At 65.0% G+C, this 22732-nt stretch carries 27 protein-coding genes and 1 other RNA gene; 14 read left to right on the top strand and 14 right to left on the bottom strand.

All coding sequences use genetic code 11. From position 1 onward, the window contains the following. Positions 1 to 16 precede the first annotated feature (16 nt). Positions 17 to 418, bottom strand: an RNA gene (gene rnpB, locus F600_RS30560) — RNase P RNA component class A. Positions 419 to 522: 104 nt separating this feature from the next. On the opposite strand from rnpB, the gene hadA reads away from it, so the two are divergent. Further along, a complete protein-coding gene (gene hadA, locus F600_RS0115515) occupies positions 523 to 1023 on the top strand; it encodes a (3R)-hydroxyacyl-ACP dehydratase subunit HadA (protein ID WP_162141427.1) in 501 nt (166 codons plus the stop codon). Here hadA and F600_RS0115510 read toward each other — a convergent pair whose 3' ends face one another. Genes F600_RS0115510 through F600_RS0115490 form a run of 5 tightly spaced genes read right to left on the bottom strand, consistent with a single transcriptional unit; the run spans position 1024 to position 5632 of the window. After that, the gene (locus tag F600_RS0115510) at positions 1024 to 2103 is read right to left on the bottom strand and encodes a bifunctional RNase H/acid phosphatase (protein ID WP_018161541.1); all 1080 of its coding nucleotides are present in this window, start codon (positions 2101 to 2103) and stop codon (positions 1024 to 1026) included. A gap of 4 nt (positions 2104 to 2107) precedes the next feature. Beyond that, on the bottom strand, positions 2108 to 2845 hold the full coding sequence (locus F600_RS0115505) for a zinc ribbon domain-containing protein (protein ID WP_018161540.1): 738 nt from the start codon (positions 2843 to 2845) through the stop codon (positions 2108 to 2110). Between the two features lie 33 nt (positions 2846 to 2878). Further along, positions 2879 to 4003 (bottom strand): Nif3-like dinuclear metal center hexameric protein, encoded by a 1125-nt coding sequence (locus tag F600_RS0115500; protein ID WP_018161539.1) that lies wholly within the window; start codon positions 4001 to 4003, stop codon positions 2879 to 2881. After that, entirely contained in the window at positions 4000 to 5010 is a 1011-nt protein-coding gene (gene cobC, locus F600_RS0115495) for an Rv2231c family histidinol phosphate aminotransferase CobC (RefSeq protein ID WP_026306577.1), read from the bottom strand. The genes F600_RS0115500 and cobC overlap by 4 nt, the downstream gene beginning before the upstream one ends. Positions 5011 to 5053: 43 nt before the next feature. Further along, positions 5054 to 5632 (bottom strand): TetR/AcrR family transcriptional regulator, encoded by a 579-nt coding sequence (locus F600_RS0115490; protein ID WP_018161537.1) that lies wholly within the window; start codon positions 5630 to 5632, stop codon positions 5054 to 5056. 113 nt (positions 5633 to 5745) lie between these two features. Between F600_RS0115490 and F600_RS0115485 the strand changes: the two genes are divergently transcribed. Then, complete coding sequence (locus F600_RS0115485) at positions 5746 to 6597, top strand: oxygenase MpaB family protein (RefSeq protein WP_018161536.1); 852 nt, start codon at positions 5746 to 5748, stop codon at positions 6595 to 6597. Here the strand turns inward: F600_RS0115485 and F600_RS0115480 are convergent. Then, entirely contained in the window at positions 6594 to 6983 is a 390-nt protein-coding gene (locus F600_RS0115480) for an MmcQ/YjbR family DNA-binding protein (protein WP_026306576.1), read from the bottom strand. The genes F600_RS0115485 and F600_RS0115480 overlap by 4 nt on opposite strands. Positions 6984 to 7288: 305 nt before the next feature. On the opposite strand from F600_RS0115480, the gene F600_RS0115470 reads away from it, so the two are divergent. From F600_RS0115470 to F600_RS0115460, 3 genes are read left to right on the top strand one after another with little or no spacing between them, the layout of a single operon-like run. Beyond that, positions 7289 to 7807, top strand: coding sequence for a beta-class carbonic anhydrase (locus tag F600_RS0115470; RefSeq protein WP_018161533.1), 519 nt, complete (start codon positions 7289 to 7291; stop codon positions 7805 to 7807). A 24-nt stretch (positions 7808 to 7831) separates the two neighbouring features. Next, positions 7832 to 8323, top strand: a complete 492-nt coding sequence (locus F600_RS0115465) for a low molecular weight protein-tyrosine-phosphatase (RefSeq protein WP_169518409.1) — start codon at positions 7832 to 7834, stop codon at positions 8321 to 8323. Between the two features lie 10 nt (positions 8324 to 8333). Further along, positions 8334 to 9158: an SURF1 family cytochrome oxidase biogenesis protein gene (locus tag F600_RS0115460; protein WP_018161531.1), complete on the top strand. Its 825-nt coding sequence runs from the start codon at positions 8334 to 8336 to the stop codon at positions 9156 to 9158. On the opposite strand, the gene F600_RS0115455 is transcribed toward F600_RS0115460, so the two are convergent. From F600_RS0115455 to F600_RS0115445, 3 genes are read right to left on the bottom strand one after another with little or no spacing between them, the layout of a single operon-like run. Beyond that, positions 9087 to 10043, bottom strand: a complete 957-nt coding sequence (locus F600_RS0115455) for a cobalamin biosynthesis protein (RefSeq protein ID WP_018161530.1) — start codon at positions 10041 to 10043, stop codon at positions 9087 to 9089. The genes F600_RS0115460 and F600_RS0115455 overlap by 72 nt on opposite strands. Next, a complete protein-coding gene (locus F600_RS28555; RefSeq protein WP_018161529.1) occupies positions 10040 to 10633 on the bottom strand; it encodes a methylated-DNA--[protein]-cysteine S-methyltransferase in 594 nt (197 codons plus the stop codon). The genes F600_RS0115455 and F600_RS28555 overlap by 4 nt, the downstream gene beginning before the upstream one ends. Beyond that, the gene (locus F600_RS0115445; protein WP_018161528.1) at positions 10623 to 11150 is read right to left on the bottom strand and encodes an RNA polymerase sigma factor; all 528 of its coding nucleotides are present in this window, start codon (positions 11148 to 11150) and stop codon (positions 10623 to 10625) included. Before F600_RS0115445 ends, F600_RS28555 begins: the two co-directional genes overlap by 11 nt. A gap of 178 nt (positions 11151 to 11328) precedes the next feature. Between F600_RS0115445 and F600_RS0115440 the strand changes: the two genes are divergently transcribed. Further along, complete coding sequence (locus tag F600_RS0115440; RefSeq protein WP_018161527.1) at positions 11329 to 12186, top strand: alpha/beta fold hydrolase; 858 nt, start codon at positions 11329 to 11331, stop codon at positions 12184 to 12186. 32 nt (positions 12187 to 12218) lie between these two features. Here the strand turns inward: F600_RS0115440 and F600_RS0115435 are convergent, their stop codons facing one another. The 4 genes from F600_RS0115435 to ptsP all read right to left on the bottom strand — a co-directional run bounded on the left by F600_RS0115435 (position 12219) and on the right by ptsP (position 16390). Next, a complete protein-coding gene (locus F600_RS0115435; protein WP_018161526.1) occupies positions 12219 to 13226 on the bottom strand; it encodes a hypothetical protein in 1008 nt (335 codons plus the stop codon). A gap of 10 nt (positions 13227 to 13236) precedes the next feature. After that, positions 13237 to 13959, bottom strand: a complete 723-nt coding sequence (locus F600_RS0115430; protein ID WP_026306573.1) for a glycoside hydrolase family 25 domain-containing protein — start codon at positions 13957 to 13959, stop codon at positions 13237 to 13239. A 60-nt stretch (positions 13960 to 14019) separates the two neighbouring features. Beyond that, positions 14020 to 14736: a glycoside hydrolase family 25 domain-containing protein gene (locus F600_RS0115425; protein WP_018161524.1), complete on the bottom strand. Its 717-nt coding sequence runs from the start codon at positions 14734 to 14736 to the stop codon at positions 14020 to 14022. Positions 14737 to 14800: 64 nt separating this feature from the next. Then, entirely contained in the window at positions 14801 to 16390 is a 1590-nt protein-coding gene (ptsP, locus tag F600_RS0115420; protein ID WP_415837781.1) for a phosphoenolpyruvate--protein phosphotransferase, read from the bottom strand. Positions 16391 to 16572: 182 nt separating this feature from the next. Between ptsP and F600_RS0115415 the strand changes: the two genes are divergently transcribed. The 8 genes from F600_RS0115415 (at position 16573) to F600_RS0115375 (ending at position 22730) form a co-directional block, all read left to right on the top strand. Then, entirely contained in the window at positions 16573 to 17340 is a 768-nt protein-coding gene (locus tag F600_RS0115415; RefSeq protein WP_018161522.1) for a DeoR/GlpR family DNA-binding transcription regulator, read from the top strand. After that, positions 17337 to 18296, top strand: a complete 960-nt coding sequence (locus tag F600_RS0115410) for a 1-phosphofructokinase family hexose kinase (RefSeq protein ID WP_018161521.1) — start codon at positions 17337 to 17339, stop codon at positions 18294 to 18296. Before F600_RS0115415 ends, F600_RS0115410 begins: the two co-directional genes overlap by 4 nt. Before the next feature lie 12 nt (positions 18297 to 18308). After that, positions 18309 to 20294 (top strand): PTS fructose transporter subunit IIABC, encoded by a 1986-nt coding sequence (locus F600_RS0115405; RefSeq protein WP_018161520.1) that lies wholly within the window; start codon positions 18309 to 18311, stop codon positions 20292 to 20294. A 31-nt stretch (positions 20295 to 20325) separates the two neighbouring features. Then, positions 20326 to 20580 carry an HPr family phosphocarrier protein gene (locus F600_RS0115400; protein WP_018161519.1) on the top strand — a complete coding sequence of 85 codons (255 nt, stop codon included), beginning with the start codon at positions 20326 to 20328 and terminating at the stop codon, positions 20578 to 20580. Between the two features lie 18 nt (positions 20581 to 20598). Next, on the top strand, positions 20599 to 21201 hold the full coding sequence (locus tag F600_RS0115395) for a phosphoribosylanthranilate isomerase (RefSeq protein ID WP_018161518.1): 603 nt from the start codon (positions 20599 to 20601) through the stop codon (positions 21199 to 21201). Between the two features lie 348 nt (positions 21202 to 21549). Continuing rightward, positions 21550 to 21705 carry a DUF6131 family protein gene (locus tag F600_RS32025; protein WP_018161516.1) on the top strand — a complete coding sequence of 52 codons (156 nt, stop codon included), beginning with the start codon at positions 21550 to 21552 and terminating at the stop codon, positions 21703 to 21705. A 20-nt stretch (positions 21706 to 21725) separates the two neighbouring features. After that, on the top strand, positions 21726 to 22217 hold the full coding sequence (locus F600_RS0115380) for a DUF6328 family protein (protein ID WP_018161515.1): 492 nt from the start codon (positions 21726 to 21728) through the stop codon (positions 22215 to 22217). 81 nt (positions 22218 to 22298) lie between these two features. Further along, positions 22299 to 22730 (top strand): ChaB family protein, encoded by a 432-nt coding sequence (locus tag F600_RS0115375; protein WP_018161514.1) that lies wholly within the window; start codon positions 22299 to 22301, stop codon positions 22728 to 22730. Positions 22731 to 22732 lie beyond the last annotated feature (2 nt).

Genomic DNA, 22732 nt, shown 5'->3' with positions numbered 1-22732 from the left:
GTGACCCGATGTTGGGGCGAACGAGCCGGCCGTAAGCCGGATTTTGTTGGAGCGGTCATCCATCTGGGCACACCGTCGCCGGGTACCTCGAGCAGTCCACCCGCAGGCTCGGGCGAGCAGCCCTCAAACGCCTGCGCAGCCGCACGGTAAGGTGCGGCCTTCGACCTTGCTCCGGGTGGGGTTTACCTAGCCACCCCAGTCACCTGGGGTGCTGGTGCGCTCTTACCGCACCTTTTCACCCTTACCTCGGTTTGAATGAATCCAAGCCGCGGCGGTCTGTTTTCTGTGGCACTTTCCCGCGGGTCGCCCCGGGTTGCCGTTAGCAACCACCCTGCTCTGTGGAGTCCGGACTTTCCTCGGCAGCGGGCAGCGACAGCAAGCTGCCCGTTCCCGCCGACGCGACCGCACACCGACTCGTTCGCTCGTGAAATGGTACCCGGCCGCGGCGCCATTCCTGGACTGCGCGACCGTCGCGCTAGGCTCTCCGGTAATTACGTTCAGTCCCACACGGAGGTGCATGCTTTGTCACTGGGTGACAGGCGCGGCGGCACGCGCGAGATTGGACCGTTCCTCAAGGGCCGTTCGCTCCTGCTGTCGGACTACTACGAGGTCGGACGCGAGAAGGTCCGCGAGTACGCCAACGCCGTCCAGGACATGAACGCAGCCCACTACAGCGAGGCCGCCGCGCGCGAGCTCGGCTACGACGGCCTCGTCGCTCCTTGGACGTTCCTGGCGATGTGGTCCTGGAACTGCATGCTCGAATTCCTCGACGCCGAGGGAGTCGGACTGGACTTGCGTTCGCTCGTCCACACCGAGCAGGAATACCAGTTCCACCAACCGATCATCGCGGGCGATCGGCTACGCGGGGAATTCCACGTCGACGTCTACCGCGAAATGGGCAAGATCGCGACGATCCGCGCACGTACCGAGGTCACCAAGATGGACGGCGATCCGGTTGCCACCGTCATCAGCACGCTCGTCAAGCACGACCGCGGACTCGACATCGAGATCCCCGGACTCTGATTACTTCAGATACGACGTGTCGTTGACGAGCCGAACGGCAGATCCGCCGTCGGGATAGAACTCGGCGATACTCAACGACGCCAGATCCAGGTGCAGGCGGTACAGCAGCGCCGGACCGACACCCAAAGCCAGCTGGAGCAACGTCTTGATCGGCGTCACGTGGCTCACCACAACCACCGTCTGATCGGTGTACCGCTCGCAGATGGCGTTCCGCGCGGTGATGATCCGCTCCCGAACGGCGGCAAAGCTTTCGCCGTTCGGCGGCGCCACCGTCTCGTCGGCAAGCCAGCGCCGATGCACGGCCGGATATTGCGCAGCGGCTTCGGCGAACGTCAAACCCTCCCACGCGCCGAAATCGGTCTCGATGAGGTCGGGCATGACCACCGGCTCGATCCCGATCGCCTTGCCCACTTCGGCAGCCGTCTGCATCGTGCGACCGAGCGGCGAGCACACGATCGCGCCGATGTCCGCACGTTTGGCGATCGACTCCGCTGCCGCCTGCGCCTGCGCGAGACCCGTCTCCGTGAGCGGCGGGTTCCCGCGGCCCGAGTAACGCTGTTCGATGGACAGCGCGGTCTGTCCGTGGCGAAGGAGCAACAGTCGCGTGGGTTTGCCGGTCGACGACGTCCAACCGGGTGAGCGGTACTCCCCTGCCCCGGCCTTCGCAGGCTCCATAGCGGCGGCGCCATCCATCGCCTGGTTCGCGAGCGAATCAGCATGAGAGTTCTCGGCCCGTGGAATCCACGTGAACGTGATGCGGGAGAAGCCTTGAGCGAGGTCCTGCGCGCGGCGGAACCGCGATTGCATGTCGGCATGCTTGACCTGCCAACGCCCGCTCATCTGCTCGACAACGAGTTTGGAGTCCATCCGCACGTCGACCTCGTCGGCGCCGAGCTCGATCGCGGCGGTCAGTCCGGCGATGAGTCCCTCGTATTCGGCGACGTTGTTGGTCGCCGTGCCGATCGACTCGGCACGTTCGGCCAGGATGTGCGCGTGATCTCCGGTGAAAACGACAGCGCCGTAGCCGGCCGGGCCGGGATTCCCGCGCGAGCCGCCATCGGCCTCGACGATCACCTTCACTGCGTCAGATACCCGACTCGTCCGTGCGGATGAGGATGGTGCCGCATTCCGGGCACGTCACGACCTCGTCTGAAGCCGCGTTGGTGATGGCCGCCAGGTCGCCGCGATCGATCTCGATGCGGCAGGCTCCGCACTGACGGGCGCGCAGCAACGCCGCGCCCAACCCGTAGGTCGCACGCTGCCGCTCGTACGCGGTGGCGAGTTCGTCGGGAATGTTGCCGATCAAGGACTCGCGTTCCGCGGACTTCGCCAACGACGCCTTCTCGAGTTCGGTGACGGCGTCTTCGAACGCTCCCCGCGCGGCCGCGAAATCGATTTCGAGTTTCGCCAGCTCATCTGTCTTCGCGCTGAGCTCTGCGACCGCCGTCTCACGCCGCTCCATGACCTCGAGCAGGTCCTCTTCGAGATTCTCCTGACGCCGATGCAGCGTCTGGAGCTCGTGCTCGACGTCGGTCTGCTGCTTTGCCGGAAGAGCGCCTGACGCGAGCAGCTCGTCATCGCGCGTGATGCGCTTGCGCACGCCGTCGACATCGGCCTCGAGTTTCTTGATATCGCGGTCGAGGTCATCGATCGTGATTTCCACGGCGACGGCCGCGTCCTTGCTGGACTGACGGCTCTCGGCCAGTCGAGCGACTTGCGCCTCTTCCGGAAGCGTCTTGCGCTTGTGCGCGATCCGCACCAGCTCGGCGTCGGCAGCGGCCACGGTCAGCAGGCGGGCTTGAACGAATGGGTCGACCTTCACGCGGGTTCGCTCTCCAGTTCTTTGTGCCAGCAGTTAAGAGCTAACCGTACCGACCGTCCACGGGTCCGTGCGCACGGTACTGACGCGGACCTCGACTCCGAGTTCCCGCGCGACGATGTCGGCCGCTTGGCCGCACCACGGCGACTCGCTCGCCCAATGGGCGACATCCACCAATGCCGGGCCTCCGCCACGGAGATGTTCGTCGGCCGGATGATGACGCAGGTCGGAGGTCACATAGACGTCGACCCCCAAACGTTTGACCGTGCTCAGGAACGAATCGCCCGAGCCGCCGCACACCGCGACCGTCTTGATCAGGCGGTTCGGGTCACCTGCCGCGCGGATCCCCCAGACCGTCTTGGGCAGCGCGCGCTCGACTCGTTCCACGAACGCGGCCAACGTCTCGGGTTCGGGCAGCTCGCCTACCCGTCCAATGCCGATCTCGCCGGGAACGCTGGCAAGTTCGACGATGTCGAAGGCCGGTTCCTCGTACGGGTGAGCCTCGAGCATGGCCTTGGTGACCGCGGTACGCAGGCTCCGGTCGGCGACGAGCTCGATGCGGCCCTCACGCACCGTCTCGACGCGGCCCACGGCCCCGATGTGCGGGTTCGCACCGTCGACGGGCCGGAATTGGCCAACGCCCTCGACGCGCCAACTGCATTCGCGATAATCGCCGATCGCGCCGGCGCCCGCGTCGAACATTGCCTTCTGGACTTCTTGACCCATCTTGAGGGGCACCATCACGACCCACTTGTCGAGCGGGCGAGATGGCGCAGGCTCGATGGGGCCGGTGATGGTGAGGCCAAGAGCCTCGGCCAGCGCGTCGTTGACGCCGGGCTTGGCCCGATCGGCGTTTGTGTGGGCACTGAACAGTGCACAACCGCCGCGGATGAGTTTGTGGAGCAGCGCACCCTTCGGCGTGTGCGCGCCGACCGTATCGACACCACGCAACAGCAGCGGGTGATGTACGACGAGCGCCTGCGCACCCCAGGCCAGAGCCTCGTCGACCACTTCTGCGGTCGCGTCGACGGCGAACAACACTTTCTGCACGTCATCGGCCGGGTCGCCCGCGACAAGACCCACCGAATCCCAGCTCTCTGCGAGCTCGGGCGGATACGCCTTATCGAGCGTCCCGATCAGATCCGCCAGTTGGACGGTCACAGCAGCTCCCTCAACACAGAGATCAAGCGGTCGATGTCTGGTCTGGTCCGAACCGCCAGACGCAGATAATCCGGTCCCAGCGATGGGAAGGTATCGCACCGGCGGACGGCGATTCGATGATCGCGTGCGAGCCGGTCTCGCACTTCCTCCGCGCGCGGCACGGACACCAGGAGGAACGGGGCTCGGGCCGGCTCAGTGACGCGCAGCCCGAGTTCGGTGAGTTGGTTGATGAAATGGTCGCGGTCTGCACGCATGTCCGCCGCCTTCGCGGCAGCCTCGGCCACCGCTCCGGGCTGCGAGCACTGATAGATCGCCTCGAGTTGCAGAGTTCCGAGTGGCCAGTGCGGGCGGCGCGATTCGAGGCGCTTGACGAGCTCGGGTGAGGCCAGGAGGTAGCCGCACCGTAGTCCAGCCAGGGCCCACGTCTTGGTGAGGCTCCGCAGCACGATGACGTCGTCGCAGGCGTGGCGTGCCAACGACTCGGGTTCGTCGGCCTCCGCGTCAGCGAATGCCTCGTCAACAACGACGACCCGTCCCGGTGCCCGAGCCGTAAGGATGGTCTCGCGCGGATGCAGCACGGACGTCGGGTTGGTGGGGTTGCCGACGACGAACAGGTCGGCGTCCGTGGGGATGCTCGTCAGCTCCAGGCCGAACCCTTCGTCGCACACGACGGGACTGACGCGGACACCGGCTTCGCGAAGTACGTGCTCGGGCTCGGTGAAGGACGGCTGAACCACCGCCGCGTGCTTCGATCCGAGGTTGGCCAGCAGGGCAAAGCCTTCAGCCGCCCCAGACAACAGCAGCACGTCATCCGGGCGTCGATGGTGGCGCGCTGCGACCGCGTTGCGTGCCCGTTCTTCGTCCACTTTCGTCGGATAGCTCGCGAGGTCCGTGAGCCGAGCGGTCAGTCGATCCTGGAGCCAACGCGGAGGTTCGGCCAGCCGCACGTTGACCGCGAAGTCCAACATGCCCGGCTCGACGGCCTGGTCTCCGTGATAACGCAGCACGGGATGGAAACTACCGTGCTGCTGACCGTCCAGCGGCAGCACCTCAGCCGTTGAGTATCAACGGAACCAGCTGCTGGCGCGCGAAGTCGCGCATCTCCACCTCAGTGTTCAGGCGCGGTGCCGCTTCCGGGGTCATGACCAAGGAATGCAGCAGGCGAGCGATTATTGCTGCGATCAGATGGGCGTCTCGGCGTTGAGGCACCGCGACCAGTATCCGGTCGGCGACAAAAGATGCGGCGTAGTCGATGATCGCGCCGGCATCGCGAGTCAGTGCAACATACGTTTCCGCTGCGTCGACGGCGAGTGCCTTCACCAAGATCGTGTTTGTTCGCAGTGATACGAGCGTTGTCACGAACCCTGCGATCACCCGTTCGCGGTCGTCTTCGATGGGGTCGACCGACTGGCCGATCGAATCGAGGACGTGGGCCGCTTCGCGTAACAGTGCCGCGCGCACGATCGCGTCCTTCGACCCCATGCGACGAAACAGCGTAGCGCGGTTGACCCCCGCCTCGCGAGCGATGTCGTCGATTGTCGTCCGCTTGATGCCGACTTCGGCGAACAGTGTCAGCGCGGCGTCGAGTATCCGGGCATCGGTGCTGGTGGGCGCGGGCGTGGTGGGCATCACATCGAATCGTACTGGTGACTTGTCGGACGGAAGCCTTGTGCCAATGGGCGCCCAATGCGACTATGTGATTAATATAGTCGCATTGATGCACTGACGACAAGGAGGTCGGCATGACATCGACAGAAGCGGTGAATGTGCCGGAATCGGCTCCGCTCGGACCTAGTTCTCTGACGTGGAAATATCTCGGCGATCGCCGCGTGCTGCTCTTTCTCGGACGTACCGGAACACTGCAGAACATGCACCCCGCTGTGGGAGCGGCCTTGCAGGACCACTCGAACTTCTTCGACGACCCCTGGGACCGATTCGTCCGATCAATCCCCCAAATTCTCGGCACCGTCTACGACGCGGACACCGACACGAGCGCCGTAAGGGTCCGCGACTATCACAAGGATCTCAAGGGTTCCGACTCGCACGGCCGCCGATACCACGCCCTGAATCCCGACGTGTATTGGTGGACGCACGCCACATTCATCGAGCTGATCATCACGGTCAACGAATACTTCGGAACACCACTCAGCACCGCGGAGAAGAACCAGGTCGTCCGCGAGGGCGTCACCTGGTGGCGCTCGTACGGGCTGTCGGACCGCCCGGTCATCGACAACTACGTCGACTTTCAGCGGTATTGGAACCACATGCTCGAATCCGAACTCGAGTCGAATGCCACTACGGACTACGCCATTCACGCCGCGACGGTGAACGTTCCCGCTCCGCCCGGACTGCCAGGTCCGCTGTGGGCGGTCTTGCAGAAGCCGGTAATGATGTCCAACGTGTGGCTGCTCAATGCGCTGATGCCCGAGCGCGGTCGCGACATCCTCGGCCTTACCTGGTCCGCCAACGACGAGCGCCTGTTCCGAGCCACCTCAACCGTCATCCGCCACGTCTGGCCCAAGCTGCCTGAGCGGGTCCGTTACTACGCGCGGGCCTACGAGGGCATGCAGCGAGTTGCCCGGACCGCCGGCTAACGCGCTGCCCGCCAGTCATCGACAACGCGTGGTGGCGCCAGCGCAAGCCACGCGTCCTCCACCAGCTCCGCGAGGACGCTCGGCTCGACCTCCTCCAATTCGACCAGGACGGCGTTGAACCCATTGAAGTGCTCGATCGTGAAGACACCGGAATGTCCTTGCGCGAGAACCGCTTCCTTATCGGTTTGATCAGCGACGCGGAACGCGACGATTGGCTGGCTCGGAATCGGTGCGGTGCCGAATCTCTTGATGTCGGCCTTCGAGAACAAACGCTCCCACGCGAACGTCTTGCCACCGACCGACCACGTACGGGTTCCGCGCCGGTCGGCTTCCTCTGACTCCGGGAGATCGGCGACAAGCTGTGCAATGTCATCGAGTGTGGCCATGACTGACACTTACCCGGCCCCGGAGTTGCGCGCATGTCGAACGGGTGGGGACTTCCAACCCCTTGGGTTGGTGTTCGCCCGGATTGTTCGTCGACAAGATCAAAAGGACCCGCCTCGACAGAAAGTGCGCCCATGACCATCCTCACCGCCGCCAGTCTTGTCACCGTTGTGTTCGGCGCGGTCATTCGCCTTGGGACACGCACGCTTGCCGAAGAGTCCGAGTGTGGTCCGTGGACAGTCGGCCGGCGGTGAGTTGGCTCCGGCTCCGCTGACGGCAAGACGCCGACAGCTGATTCACTGGAGGCGTGACCGACATTGATCAGCTGGTGCAGGCGAATGAGTGGTACCGCCTCAGGTTTCCCGAGCCACGACCACGGAAGCCAAAGCGGCAGCTCGCGATCGTGTCGTGCATGGACTCGCGCCTGGACCTGTTCAGTGCGCTCGGTCTCGACGTGGGTGACGCCCACATCATCCGAAACGCCGGCGGCCTGGTCACCGACGATGTCCTCCGATCGCTTGCCATCAGTCAGCGCGAGATCGGCACTCGCGCGGTCATGATCGTGCAGCACACCAATTGCGGAATGTTCGGCTTCGACGACCAGAAGTTCCGCCGGAGGTTGCTCGACGAATCCGGTCAAAAACCCGCCTGGGACGTCGCGGGCTTCTCGAGTCTCGAGCGCAGTGTCCGAGAGTCGATCGCGAAGGTAGCAAGCTGCCCATGGCTGATTCGCGGTGGCGAAGTACGCGGCTTCATCTTCAACGTGACGAGTGCCGAAGTCACCGAGGTGCCCCGAGTCGCGGAAACGCCGTCCACGTCTGCCTAGCCCACCCTGTGGCATCGTGGTCACATGACTGCTGGTGGTCCCCTGGTGACGGTGTGCTTCGTGTGCACCGGGAACATCTGCCGATCCCCGATGGCGGAGAAGATCTTCGCGGCGCACCTCGTTCGTGAAGGCCTCGACGCCGCCGTGCAGGTGACAAGCGCCGGAACCGGTAGCTGGCACGTCGGCGACGAAGCCGATCCGCGAACGATCCGTGAGCTGCGCGAACACGGCTACCCGACCGCGCACATCGCCGCCCAGTTCGGTCGTGAGCACTCGCGCTCGGACTTGGTCATCTCGCTCGACGCCGGGCATGACCGGGCGCTCGCACGACTCGGTATCCCAGCGAACCGCCGACGGCTGCTGCGCAGTTTCGATCCGGCCGCGGACGGTACGGATGTCGCCGACCCGTACTACGGCGGGCGTTCGGGGTTCATCGAGTGCCGCGAGCAGATCGAAGCTGCGGTGCCGGGCATGCTGGAATGGGTCCGAAACCGACTCGCCGCCGACGACGACTAAGTTTGTTGGCGTGCGACGACTGAGGTTTCTGCTGCGACCGAGCTGGATCATGCTCGCGGTCGTCGTCGCCGCTTTCGCGTACCTGTGTTTCCACGTCCTGGCTCCGTGGCAGCTCGGCAAGAACCACACGACGCAGGAGCGCAACGACCTCATCCAAGCCTCGATGAGCGCGGACCCGGTGCCGGTTGCGAGCGTGCTCGGCACAAACGAACCGAAGAAGTCCGACGAGTGGCGCCGCGTCAGCGCGAGTGGCGTATACGAAAGGTCGAACGTGCTGGTCCGGCTGCAGTCGTACCAGGGCTTTCCCGCCTTCATGGTTCTGACTCCTTTCCATCTCGACGACGGTTCATCGGTTCTCGTCAACCGTGGCTATGTGAAGGCCAGCGAAGCGAACCAGCCGCCGACCCTGGCGCCAGCGCCGGCCGGCCACGTGACGATCGAAGGGCGGCTGCGTCTGCGCCAGATCGCGGCCGAAGACAAGAAGCCGGTGTTCGAGTCCGGCTACTGGCAGATCTACGCCGTCGACCCGATCGCGGTCGGGAGCATTCTCAAGAGCAACGTGCCCTCGGGTTACCTGCAGTTGTCCGACGGCCAACCCGGTGGCTTCGCGGCGGTCGAACTCCCCCAGCTCGACTCCGGGCCATACCTCTCGTATGGCCTCCAGTGGCTTGCATTCGGAGTGATGGCCCCGCTCGGTCTTGCCTACTTCATCCGGGCTGAGCTGCGGGAACGTCGCAAGGAACAGCCGGCGAAGGTCGCTGGGTCACCGACTGCCACGCCCACGCCTCCGACGTCTGCGGACAAACTCACCGATCGCTACGGCAAGCGTCGCTGAACTGACCACGGCACCCGCCTGCACCGCGGACGACAGTCTCACCGCCCGTTTGAGATCCGAGACCGTCGGTGCCGGACCGTCGCCCAGGGACGGGCGTTGTTCGACTCCGTGCGCATAGACCGTCGTGCCGCCGAGACCCACGCCCAACGCCCCCGCCATCGCCGATTCGACGACGCCCGCATTCGGGCTGGGGTGCTTGCGTGCATCCCGTCGCCACGCCCGAATGGCACCGCGCGGACTGCCCCCGACGACAGGCGCGGTCGCGACAATGAGAGCACCGCACAAACGGGCCGGGACATAGTTCAGAACGTCGTCGATGCGAGCCGACGCCCAACCGAACCGCTCGTACTTGGCGTTCCGATAGCCGACCATCGCGTCGAGAGTGTTCGACGCTCGGTATCCCGCGATACCCGCCGAACCGCCGACCGCACCCCAGAAGAGCGGCGCAACCGTCGCATCGGAGGTGTTCTCCGCAACCGACTCGAGTGCCGCACGAACCAGACCCGCCTCGTCGAGCGACTGCGGATCACGTCCGCACAGCCACGGCACGAGATCACGTGCCGATTCCAGGTCTCCGGCTTCGACATGCTCCGCCAACTGCAACGCGGTCCGGCACAGTGACCGGCCGCCGATCGCCGACCACGTGGTCATCGCGACGGCCACCGTCCCCTTTCCGCGGGAACCGACCAAGGCTGCGCCGGTGATGAGCGCGGCGGCGTAGAGAAGCCCCGCTCCTCGAGTGTCTCGGTAGGTCAGCGACTCCAGCCGCCCCGCGACCGTGCCGAAGCCCGCGACCGGATGGAAGCGTTGCGGGTCGCCGACGGCCAGGTCGGCGGCGTAGCCCGCCACCAACCCAGCCGCGCGGCGCTGAAACGGATTCCTCACCGAGCCGACCCCGCGATGGCGGTCCGGCGTTCGAAGTCCAGCAGGTAGCGCTTGGTCTCGACCCCACCGAGGTAGTTACCAAACGATCCATCCGACCGCACAACCCGGTGACACGGCACGATGACCGGCAGCGGATTCGTCGCGCACGCGGTGCCCGCCGCCCGAACGGCCTTCGGATTTCCCACCGCCGCAGCGACTTCGGTGTAGCTCTCCGTCGCGCCGAATCCAATCTGGACCAGGTGCTCGAGAACCGACAGACGGAATCCCCGGCTGAGCCGGAAATCCAACGGGAGGTCGAAGCGCCAACGCCGGCCTTCGAAGTACTGGTCAAGCTCGCGCGCCGCAGTGTCGAGCCGAGCCGGAGTGCGCAGGATGCGCGGGCTCACGGTCGACGCCAAGCTCTCGAGTACGACGTCGTGGTCTTCGTTGGCGAACGCGAGTCGCACGAGTCCCTGGTCCGTCGCGGCCAGCAGCAGGCTGCCGATCGGCGAATCAATGGTCCGGTAGGCGACGTCGATCAGCCCCTCGGCCTGTGCCTCCTCCGCGAGCCGTCCGCGTAGTTTCTCCAGCGTGTCGGCCTCAGTTCGCATCGCTGTCCCCCTTCTGTCGGTTCTCTCGCACCTGTGCCCGTAGTGCGCGGATTCCGTCCGCCGCCGCTCGTCGTGCCGCCGCCTCGGTGCCACCGCTGTGCTCGGCGACCTCCGCGTAGGACATGCCGTCGAGATAGTGCTGCGCGACCGCCGTTCGCTGTCGGACCGTCAGCAGGGCCAGGTCGAACTCGGCATCGATCTCCGCTGCCTCCTGGATCAGGTCGGGAAGCCTCCCAACCGGGATCGGTCGGCGGACGGCTGACCGCACGAAGTCCAGTGACCTCCGCTTGGCTATCGTGACGAGCCACGCCTCGGCGTTGACCTCGACATCGAGGTCCGGGTAGGCACGCAGCGCTGACAAGAATGTCTCCGACCAAGCGTCTTCTGCCTCATCGGGACCCAGCAGCGCAGCACAGATACGCAACACGGCAGCACCGTGCTCGTGGACGAGCGACTCAAACGGTTTTTTGTTCCGCACACTCTGTAGACGTTCGTGAGCGTCACTTTGTGAGGTCATCACGCGAATTCTCCTCCGGTCGGTTGGACGATCCGCGGTCATGGTGTGGCTCCGGTCTGACACAACCGTCTTACCGGACGCCCTGGCTGTGGATAACCGTGGACCGGGTAAAGGGCCATCGTCGACCCGAAACCGGCGGCTGCCATATCCTCGACTCCAGATCCCATGCGGAGGTTCAATGTCGATCGATTTCACGCCTGACCCGCACCTCTATCCGTTCGAGTCACGCTGGTTCGACTCGAGCGCCGGACGACTTCATTACGTCGATGAGGGCACCGGTCCAACGATCGTCATGTTTCACGGCAACCCCGCCTGGAGTTTCCTGTACCGGGACATCATCGTGGCGCTCCGGGATCGCTTCCGCTGCATCGCCATCGACTACTTGGGCTTCGGCCTGTCGGACCATCCGGAGAACTACGGCTACACCGCCGCCGAACATGCGAACACCGCCGGAGAACTGCTCGACAAGCTCGATCTTCGCGACTTCGTCGTATTCGGACACGACTGGGGCGGACCGATCGGGTTGCACGCCGCGGCCGCGCGGGCCGGCGACGTCCGCGGTCTGATCTTGGGCAATACCTGGTTCTGGCCCACCGATACGAAGCTGCTGCGCACCTACGGAAGGGTGCTGTCGCTACCGCCGCTTCGGTTCGCCATCCGAGCCCGCACGACGTTCGCCGAACAGCTGATTCTGCGCACGACTGCGACGAAGCTCGACGACGAGATCATGGCGCACTATCGCAAACCACTGCCGACTCCGGCCTCGCGGCGAGCGGTCGCCGAGTTTCCCCGGCAGCTCATCGCGGCACGTCGATTCCTGGGCCAACTGGCCCAGGACGTTCCCGCCAAGCTCGGGTCGAAACCGACGCTTCTGGTGTGGGGGATGAAGGATCTGGCCTTTCGGCCAAGCATGCTCACGCGAATGCAGGGCGTCTTTCCCAACCACACGACGGTGCCCCTCCCGGATGCCAAGCATTACATCCAGGAGGACGCACCTGAGGCGATCGCCGAGGCGATCATCTCCGTCTTCGGGTGAGCTAGTGAGACTCCCCGTCGCTTCGCTCGCCCTTACTCGCTGAGCAGGGCGATCGTCGAGTCGGCGAGATAGAACGGCTCGAGGCGCTTGCGGATCTCGGCAGCCAGAACACCGTTCTCGTTGAGCTTCGCGATCGCAGTCGGGCCGAGCAGGCTCGCGAACTTCGCGAGGTCGTCCTTCGCGAGGCCGGTCTTGTCGAGCAGCGTCTTGAGATCGGTGTCGCCGTAGAGCTTGAAGACCATGTCGATTCCGCCGTCGACGACGGCCAGGACGTAGTCGCGGTCGCGCGAGGACTTGGCGATCTGGTGACCCAACTCGGCGATTTCCTGCACCTCAGCGAGGGTGGCGTACTTGCGCTGCTCGCTGATCGGCTCGTTCGCGTGCAGGTCCCAGATCTCCATCGCGGCCTGCTTGAGCGGGCCGTCCTTGAGCAGTTCGCGAACGGCCTGCTCGGTGACCTTGAGAGCCATCACGGCGCCGCGGTCGGCAGCCTTGTCGAGGTTCGTGGCCTTGGCGGCGGCAGACGCGAGCTTTCCACCGAGGGAGAACGCCGAGCCCATACCCGGGATCTTTTCGGCCTTCTGACGCTGAGCCCCGACGATGCCGTCGACGATCTTTCCGGTGAACGCTGAGGCGACGAGTGCCGCGGACGGGCTCTCCAGAAGCTTGTCGAGGAAACGGTTCTGACCTGCACGGTTGCGCAGCACCGCTTCGACGATCTTCTCGACCTTGTCGCGGTCGACGACGTCGCCGAGGGTGTTGTCCGAGGCAGCCGGCAAGTTGTAGAACATCTCGGCCGACGGCGCGATGAGTTCGTCGATCAGCGAACCCTCGCCAACCTTGTCGATTCCGAGGCGCGCAGCGGCCTTCACGTCTGCGGGATTCACGACTTCGGCCAGCTTCAGCGTGGCGGCCGTTTCGAGTGCCCAGTCGAGCTCGCGGCTGACCGTGTCGGCGAAGCGATCGGTCACCTCCGCGACGAGATGTTGTACGTGTGCGTCGAGTAGCTTCGCGGCCAATGCCTGCGGATCGGTGCTCATGTGGCTGACGCTAGCAGGCGACATTGTGATCCAAGTAGGGTCGCGGCGGAATGTACTGAACGATCAACGTGGGTCCGCCAGTAAATTCTTTTCCGTTGCAGAATTGCTTGGCGTGCTTGGCGCTGTAGGAACCCATTGCGACCCAGTTCGGCCAGCCTGGCTTCCATCCGCCCGTGATCTGCCACCACAGTGACGGAGTGGAGTACACACCGACGGTCGAGATGCCCCGCTTCTTCAGCGCGTCGTACGTGCCTTGAATGCTCGCGCGGTTCTGGGCGTAGTTCTTCGTCCAGTCGTTATCGGTTTCGACGTCGAGCCACCATTTGTCGCTGACGATGTGGGAGTCCATGGCGACCTTGTGGGCGTGTACCGCGGCATTGAATCCGTAGTTGTAGGCCAGGCACACTTTGTCGTTGTCGCGACACCGCTTTGGCGAATTCTTGTTGACGCCCTTGGTCTGTCCGTGCCACTCCGTATTGACATAGAGGCTGAGGTTCGGCCAATGGATCCCCTTCGTCTGTTCTTTCAGACAAGGGTTTTTCGTATACGGCCTACCGCCGTTGACCCCGACAATCCGGTACGCGACATCGGGCTGCGCGGCCCCGCAGTTCGGCCAGGAGATGTCGATCCCGATTTTGTTTGTCGGGTATCCCCCTGAGGCTGCCGCGGGCGCAAAACTACCCAAAAATGAGATTCCCACCGCTGCAGCAACTCCGACCCAAATCCGCTTCACGCTGAGGAAGGTACCGGTGCTCGGATAACGGGCATAAGGGGCGTTTCTGAGCGGTTATCGCTAGCAGGCCAGATCGTGATCCAGGTTTGGACGACGTGGAATGTATTGCACGAGCCACGTCGGGCCGCCGGTGAAATTATTTCCGGCACAGAAGCGCTTGGCCTGGAAGGTATTCTCGGTGCCCGTTGCCACCCAGTTCGGCCAGCCCGTCTGCCACCCCGCAGTGATGACATCCCACTGGTACGCAGTCGAATACACACCGACCGTCCCGACACCGCGAGCCTTGAGCGCATCGAACGTGCCCTGAATGCTCGCGCGATTCTGGTTGATGTCTTCGTTCCAGCTATTCATGGTCTCGACGTCCAGCCACCATTTGCCGCCGCTGAAAGCCTTTGCAGCGACGGCGGTGTCGAATGCCTGCCAACCCGAGTTGAAGCCGTAGTTGTAGGCGACGCACACCTGGTCCGCGGGAGCGCATTTCTTGGGCGCAGTGGGGTTGATGTTCGGCGACTGATCGTTCCAACCGGTATTGACGTACAGGCTGAGATTCGACCCGAAAGCCGCCGCCTGCGCGGCCAGACATTTGTTCTGCGAATAGGCGGTGCCACCGGTCACGCCAACGATTCCGAATGCAGCTTTGGGCAATGCGACCCCACAGTTCGGCCACGAAACATCGAGGCCAACCTGGTTTGTCGGGTACACGCCGGCCGCGCTGGCGAGACTGCCGATCAGCGAGAGACTCACAGCGGCGACAAGACCAGACAGTGCGCGCTTCACCCGGCGAAGGTACCGGCGGCTTCATAACGATTAAGGAAGGCGCGTCCGGGCGGTTACCGAATCGCTATAGCCCCAGCGCCGCTCCGGCCCCGGCACGTGCCTCCGCCGGCGACGACGCGGCCAGCGCCGCAGCCGCCGCATTCTGGCATTGTTCGAGGGTCACCGTCGCCAGTTGTGCACCCACGCGTGGCAACGCGTTCGGGGCAGCGGACAGCGACGTCACCCCGAGGCCCACAAGCACACAGGCCAGGCGCGCATCCGCGGCCGCCTCACCGCACACGCCCACCGCCTTGCCCACGCCGGCACCGGCCCGCGCGGCGATCGACACGAGCGCGAGAAGGGCGGGCTGCCACGGGTCCGTGAGGTCCGCCAACGGCGCCGACATCCGGTCCGCGGCCATCGTGTACTGCGTCAGGTCGTTGGTGCCGATCGACAGGAAGTCGACATGGTGAAGGATCTGTCCCGCGAGCAGCGCAGCCGCCGGAACTTCGATCATGACGCCCGGCACCATCCCGCGGTCGCGCACTTTCTGTGCGAAATCGCGTGCTTCCTCGACGGTCGCGATCATCGGCGCCATGACCCATGGGGTGCTTCCGCTGCGGGCGCCTGCCTCGGCGATCGCATCCAGTTGCCGATCCAGAAGTTCCGGGTAATCCCGCGCGATCCGAACGCCGCGCACACCCAATGCCGGGTTGGCCTCGACCGGGCTTGGTACGAACTTGAGCGGCTTGTCCGAACCCGCATCGAGCGTCCGGATGACCACTTTCTTCCCCGGGAATGCCCGCAGGACATCGGTATACAGCGCGGCCTGCTCGGCGACCGTCGGCTCGGTGTCGCGATCGAGGAACGCGAGTTCGGTGCGGAACAGCCCGACTCCCTCGGCGACGCCACGGCCGGCCGCCTGCGCCGTCTCGCCATCCTGAACATTCGCGACGATGGCGACGCGGTACCCGTCCCGCGTCGAGCCCGGACCGCTCCACGAACTCGCCACGTCGCGCGCAATCCGGTCCTCGGTGACCGCGCGGGTCGCCAGCTCAGCGTCGGGTTCGATCTCGATGACGCCCGATTCACCATTCACCAGAACGGTCGTTCCCGCCTCGATCGCACCCAGGCCCGCCGCGGCGACCACGCACGGAATGCCCAACTGACGCGCGATGATCGCGGTGTGGCTGGTCGGGCCACCGAACTCGGTCACGAGGGCGACGATCGAGCGCGGGTCCAGTCCCGCGGTGTCCGCCGGCGCAAGGTCATCGGCGAACAGCACCGACGGCGTTGCCGGCTGCGGTATTCCCGGTTCGGGCAGGCCCTGCAACTCGGCGACCATGCGGTTTCGAATGTCGCGAAGGTCGGTGATCCGTTCGGCCATCAAGCCGCCGATTCGCTCGAACTTCACCGCGAACTTCTCGATTGCCTGGTCGACCGCGTGGGGCGCGGGAGTTCCGGCGTCGATGAGTTTCATGGCGTCACGGTTCCAGCCGCGGTCGACCACGAGTGATGCGGTGGCCGTCAGCACCTCGGCAGCCGCGCCTGAGGCGTGCGTCGCCCGCAGGCGGATGCGGTCCGAGACGGTTGTCGCGGCGGTGTGAAAGCGAGCTGCCTCATCGATTCGGGCAGACTCGGGCAGAATTCCACATTCCGCAGCAAGCTCCGGCATCGGGGCCGGCCGCACGACCGATCCATAGCCGATACCTGGCACGACGGGCGTTCCCACAAGAACTGTTCGGGTGGTCATTCACTTCTCCCTGACCTCGATCTGTGAGCCACGTTACTCCGCGCTATTGACATGTCAATACATTCGGGCGTAAAACAACATATATCAACATGAAGCGGGTGGATATGTACGCAGAGGAACGCCAGCAGGCAATCGCCGCACTGGTCACACGCGACGGTCGCGTCTCCGTCAACGACCTAGCTGACGACTTCAACGTCACGACCGAAACCGTTCGGCGCGACCTCGCCGCGCTGAGTCGTTCCGGCCTGGTTCGGCGCGTGCACGGCGGCGCAGTCCCGGCCCGCACGCTCATCTCGTTCGAGGTCGACGAGGCCGAACGGTCCGCACAACAGTCCGCCGAAAAGGACCGCATCGCGAAGGCCGCACTCGCGTTCCTGCCCAAGTCCGGCGGCAGCGTCCTGTTCGACGCCGGAACCACGACCGGACGGATGGCAAGCCTCATGCCTAACGATGTTCCCCTCACGGCGGCCACTCACTCCCTACCGATCGCCGCGACGCTCCTGTCGCTTCCCACGATCAGCCTGCAACTCATCGGTGGCCAGGTCCGATCGCTCACCCAGGCCGCCGTCGGGGCCGATGCCGTCGCCGCAATCTCGGCGCTCAAGGTCGACGTCGCCTTCGTCGGCACGAACGGCATCAGCATCGAGCACGGGCTCTCCACCCCCGATGCTGCGGAAGCCGCGGTCAAACAGGCGATCGTGCGCGCGGCTAAAACGGTCGTCGTGGTGGCGGACTCGTCGAAGGTCAACACCGAGACACTCCGCTCGTTCGCATCGTTCGACGAAGCGGACGTACTCGTCACCGATTCGGGTATCTCCAAGGAAGCACTGCGGCAATACCGTGCCCAGGGACTCGAAGTGGTGGTCGCATGATTCTCACCCTGACCGCGAACCCCAGCATCGACCGGACCATCGCCCTTTCCCAGCCGCTCCGTCGTGGCGAAGTACATCGGATCGCAGCAACGTACGACGAGGCCGGTGGCAAGGGCGTCAACGTCGCACGGGTTGCCTACGACTCCGGACTCGACGTGCTCGCCCTCTTCCCCAGCCCGGCCCGCGACCCGTTCACGATCGCCCTCGGCGACTCCGGTCTCCCCCACCTCGCGATCGATTCCGTGCTTCCGGTTCGCGCCAACCTGACGATCACCGAGCCCGACGGCACCACGACGAAGATCAACGCACCCGGCGGAGTCGGGTCGCCCGGAGTTCTGACCCTGTTGGCATCGGCGGTCGTCGAAGAAGCTCGAGACGCCAAGTGGGTCGCACTGTCCGGATCTCTGCCCGCCGATGCCCAGCCCGACTTCTACGCACGCCTCATCACCGAACTCCGCAAAGTGACCCGCGCGCGCATCGCTGTCGATACGTCCGACCAACCGTTGCTCGAAGTCATCGCTCATCTGCCCGCGAGCGCACCGGACCTGCTCAAGCCCAATGCCGAGGAGCTCGAACAGATCACCGGCGAGACCGGCCTCGAAGAAGCGGCCGCATCCGGAGACTTCGCGCCGGCGGCGAAAGCTGCCCGCACACTCATCGACCGCGGTGTCGGCACTGTCCTCACCACGCTCGGGTCCGCGGGCGCGCTGCTCACGACCTCGGTCGCCAGCTGGGTCGCCACGCCTCCCCCGATTCAGCCGAAAAGCACAGTCGGAGCGGGGGATTCGGCACTCGCGGGATATCTCGTGGCCGCGAGTGCGGGACTTCCCGAGCCGGATCGCCTCCGCTACGCCGTCGCGTACGGGAGCGCCGCCACCGCTCTCCCGGGGACCCGGCTACCGACTCCCGCACACCTCGACCTCACCGCAGTAACCGTCACTCCCCTAGCACCATAAGGACGCACCCAAATGTCCACTCCGGTCATCACTCCCGAACTCATCGTTCTGGACGCTGATTTCGGCCCCGGCAAGGACGGCGTGATCAACGCACTCGTCCAACGCCTCACCTCCAGCGGCCGCGCGAACAGCGCACAAGGCCTACGCGACGCCATCGATGCACGCGAAGCCCAGTCGGCGACGGGCCTCCCCGGAGGCATCGCGATCCCGCACTGCCGCAGCGCCGCGGTCGAGACAGCGTCCCTCGGATTCGCGCGCCTGGCTCAACCCGCCGACTTCGGCGCTGCCGACGGACCCGCCGACATCGTGTTCATGATCGCGGCTCCCGACTCGGCCGGGTCGGCCCACATGAAGATCTTGTCGAAGCTCGCCCGCGCGCTCATGAAGAAGGACTTCGTGGCCGGACTGCGCAGCGCAGCGACCGCGGATGAGGTCGTGGCACTGGTCGATTCCGTGGTGAATCCGGCACCCAAGACGGTCGAGGCCAAGACGGTCGAGGCGCCAGCCGTCGCCGCGCAAACCACTGCCGCTCCGGCCAAGCGCACCTCGATCCTCGCGATCACCGCCTGCCCGACGGGAATCGCCCATACGTACATGGCCGCTGAAGCCCTGCAAGGAGCGGCCGCCTCCGCCGACGTCGACATCGCGATCGAAACCCAGGGCTCGAGCGGAACCACCCCGTTCACGGCCGCCCAGATCGCCAACGCCGACGCGGTCATCTTCGCGACGGACGTCGGGGTCAAGGGCAAGGAACGTTTCGCCGGCAAACCGGTCGTCGCCTCGGGCGTCAAGCGAGCCATCAACGAGCCCGCCAAGATGATCAATGAAGCGGTCACCGCCGCGAAAGACCCGAACGCCCGCCGGGTGGACGCCCAGGCCGCATCGTCAGCCGAGCCCCAAGCCGGTGAACTCGGCTGGGGTACCCGCATCCGGCAGATCCTCCTGACCGGCGTCAGCTACATGATTCCGTTCGTCGCGGCCGGTGGCCTGCTCATCGCCCTAGGCTTCCTGTTCGGCGGATACGAGATCACCAAGGTCGCCGACGACATCGTCACCACGAACACCCTCACCAACCTGCCCGCCGGCGGACTCATGACGTACATCGGTGCGGTCCTATTCAAAATGGGCGCCCTGGCGTTCGGGTTCCTGGTACCCGCACTGGCCGGTTACATCGCGTTCGCGATCGCAGACCGTCCCGGAATCGCACCGGGATTCACCGCCGGTGCCATCGCCGTCGCGGTCGGAGCTGGATTCATCGGTGGTCTCGTCGGCGGTCTGATCGCGGGATTCGTCGCGTATCAAATCAGCAAACTCAACGTTCCCAGGTTCGTCCGCGGCCTGATGCCCGTCGTGATCATCCCGCTGTTCGCGACCCTCATCGCCGGCGGCGCCATGTTCCTCGTGCTCGGACGTCCGCTCGCCGCCCTCACCGAGGGACTCACGAACTGGCTGAACGGAATGTCCGGCGCCGGGGCCGTCCTGCTCGGCATCATCCTCGGACTCATGATGTGCTTCGACCTCGGTGGACCGGTCAACAAGGCGGCCTATGCGTTCGCGGTCGCGGGTCTGTCGGTCACCAACCCGGCGTCGCTGAAGATCATGGCCGCCGTGATGGCTGCTGGCATGGTTCCGCCGCTGGCCATGGCGCTGGCGACCGTCATCCGGCCCAAGCTCTTCACCGAAGCCGAACGCGAAAACGGCGTCGCCGCATGGTTGTTGGGTGCGTCGTTCATCTCCGAAGGTGCGATCCCGTTCGCCGCGGCCGACCCACTGCGCGTCATCCCGTCCATGATGGCCGGCGGCGCACTCACCGGAGCGCTCATCATGGCCGAAGGCGTCACGCTCTCGGCGCCCCACGGCGGACTCTTCGTGTTGTTCGCGATCGGCGGGCCAATCAAGTTCATCGTCGCCCTCGCCGCCGGAACCGTGCTCGGGGCGGCTGCCGTCGTCGCCGCCAAGTCGCTCACCACTCGCCCCGTCCCGGCACTCGCCGGCTGACATCGCCCCTCAAGAAATCGAAGGAAATCCCATGGCAAGCACCACCGTCGTCGTCGGATCTGCGATCGGATTGCACGCCCGACCTGCCGCGATCATCGCCGAGGCCGCCGCCAAGTACGAGGACGAGATCCTCATCGAGTTCGATGACGAGGAGGCGGACGCCGCGTCCGCACTCATGATCATGGCGCTCGGTGCCGAAAACGGTGCCGTGGTGACCGTGACCTCGGACAACGAGGAGGCTTTGACGGAGATCGTCGCGCTCGTGGCACAGGACCTCGACGCCTGAGCGGCTATCGTCGTTCTCGTGTACGTGAAGATCTGCGGGCTGACCTCGATCGCTGCGGCCGAGACGGCGATCGCCGCCGGCGCTGACGCGATCGGCGTCGTGATGAACAAGACGAGTCCCCGCCGACTCGACATCGACGCGGCTCGCGAGATCCTCTCGCTCGCCGGAACGCAAACGGACACGGTCCTCGTGGTCAATGACATGCCCGCCGCCGACGCCGCCGAGATCGCTCTCAAGATCGGCGCCGGGGTCGTCCAGCTCCACGGCAACTACACCCGTGACGACTTCGCCGCGGCGCTCGAAGTCGGCCCGCGCGTCTGGCGCGCGACCTCCCTCAAGACCAACCCGAACCTCACCGTCGGCGCGTTCGGCGAGGAGATTCTCCTCCTCGACGCTCCGACGCCCGGGTCCGGCGAACGCTGGGACCTGTCCGCGCTGGCCACCGCCAAACCCACTGGGCAGTGGATTCTCGCCGGCGGGCTGAATCCGGAGAATGTGGTGGGGGCGATCCAGGCGGTTTCTCCTTGGGGTGTCGACGTCTCAAGTGGCGTCGAAGCCAGTCCGGGCGTCAAGGACCTGGCGAAGATCCGTGCGTTCATCGCGGCCGCACGTAGCTGCTGAACCTCCGTCTGAGGTCGTCGCACTGATTCCGGACTTCTGTACCGGGTAGTTCCGGAGATATGGCGGACACTCTTTCTGCCCGCCTCGGAAATGTCCTGATCACTGGTGGCGCCTCCGGACTTGGCGCAGCAACGGTCACCGCAGTGGCCGAGGCCGGCGGAACAACACTCGTTCTCGATGTCACTGCACCCAATCGTCGTCGGGCCATCGACCGAAACCTCGTGACCCGCACGTGCGCTCGGCGCCGCCGGTTCGGTGCAGTTGATCGAGAATTCCGAGTTCAGACCGTTAGAACGCCGTTTGGCAGGGAACTCAACCCATACCAAATGACGCTGTAGGAGGCCAGTCATGATTGCATTGGGAGTAGTTCTCCTGCTTCTCGGATACCTTCTGGGAGTGCCGTTCCTCTGGACGCTGGGCATCATCGCCCTCATCGTCGGAGCGGTCTTCTGGATCATGGGCTCGGCTGGCCGTCCAGTCATGGGTCGCCGTTACTGGTATTGATCAACCCATGAGTCCTCGACATGAGTGATTTGACTCAGGAGGACTGGAGCCTCAAAGAGAGGCATGAAACATCGGCTCAGCGGCTGGACCGCAACTGGTCTAGCCTTCTGCAAGAACTTCGCGTCGTGCAGACCGGGGTCCAGCTGCTGACCGGGTTTCTCCTCACCCTTCCGTTCCAGCAACACTTCGACACTCTTTCGCCGCTTCTCAAGGGCGTATACCTCGTCGCCGTCGCCGCATCTGTGATGGCGACGTTGTTGCTTGTCAGCCCGGTTGCGGCGCACCGAATTCTCTTTCGGCAACGCAAGCTCGAAGCCACCATCATGACCGCGCACCGGTTGGCGCTCGCAGGTCTGGGTCTGCTCGGCATCGCTTTGGCCGCAGTCACATTCATCATCTTCGCCGTCGTCGCCGGGAGCCTCTGGTCGATGGTGGCGTGTGGGGTCGCGGTGGCCGCCTTCGTCATCTTCTGGATCATCGTGCCGACCATGCAGAAGCCGTCCCACGATTGACGATGGAACCGTTTACCCACTTTGCGCGGGGGTAGGCCGACATCTGTACGGGTTTCGTCCAGGGAGAAAGGAATCGAAACCATGCCCAAGCTCAGCAAGCGCGGAACAGTCAGGCAGGACGAACTCCCCGACACGCTCAAGCGCTCCCCCAAGAAGGCGCAGCGGACGTTTGCGAAAGTTCACGACTCGGCCGCCCAGCAGTACGGCGACGGTGAACGTGCACATCGCGTAGCGTTCGCCGCTGTCAAGGACGGCTTCGAGAAGGTCGGTGACCGCTGGGAGGCCAAGGACAAGCGTGGCCCCTCCGACGAACGTTCCAAGAGTGGTGGCCCGAACGCGACGGGGCGCGCCGATGAGGGCGTCAATGCGAACTCGACCAAGGTGCACCTGTACGACGTCGCCAAGAAGCTGGACGTCCACGGACGGTCGAAGATGAGCAAGCGCGAACTCGTCGAGGCGATCAAGAAGGAAAACCGCCGCCGTTCCCGCAGTTCCCAAGATCGATCGCGTTGAGG

Source organism: Smaragdicoccus niigatensis DSM 44881 = NBRC 103563 (genome assembly GCF_000380645.1).
Taxonomy (GTDB): Bacteria; Actinomycetota; Actinomycetes; order Mycobacteriales; family Mycobacteriaceae; genus Smaragdicoccus; species Smaragdicoccus niigatensis.
The sequence above is the reverse complement of the archived record's forward strand: the minus strand, read 5'-3'. Positions and strand labels throughout refer to the sequence as shown.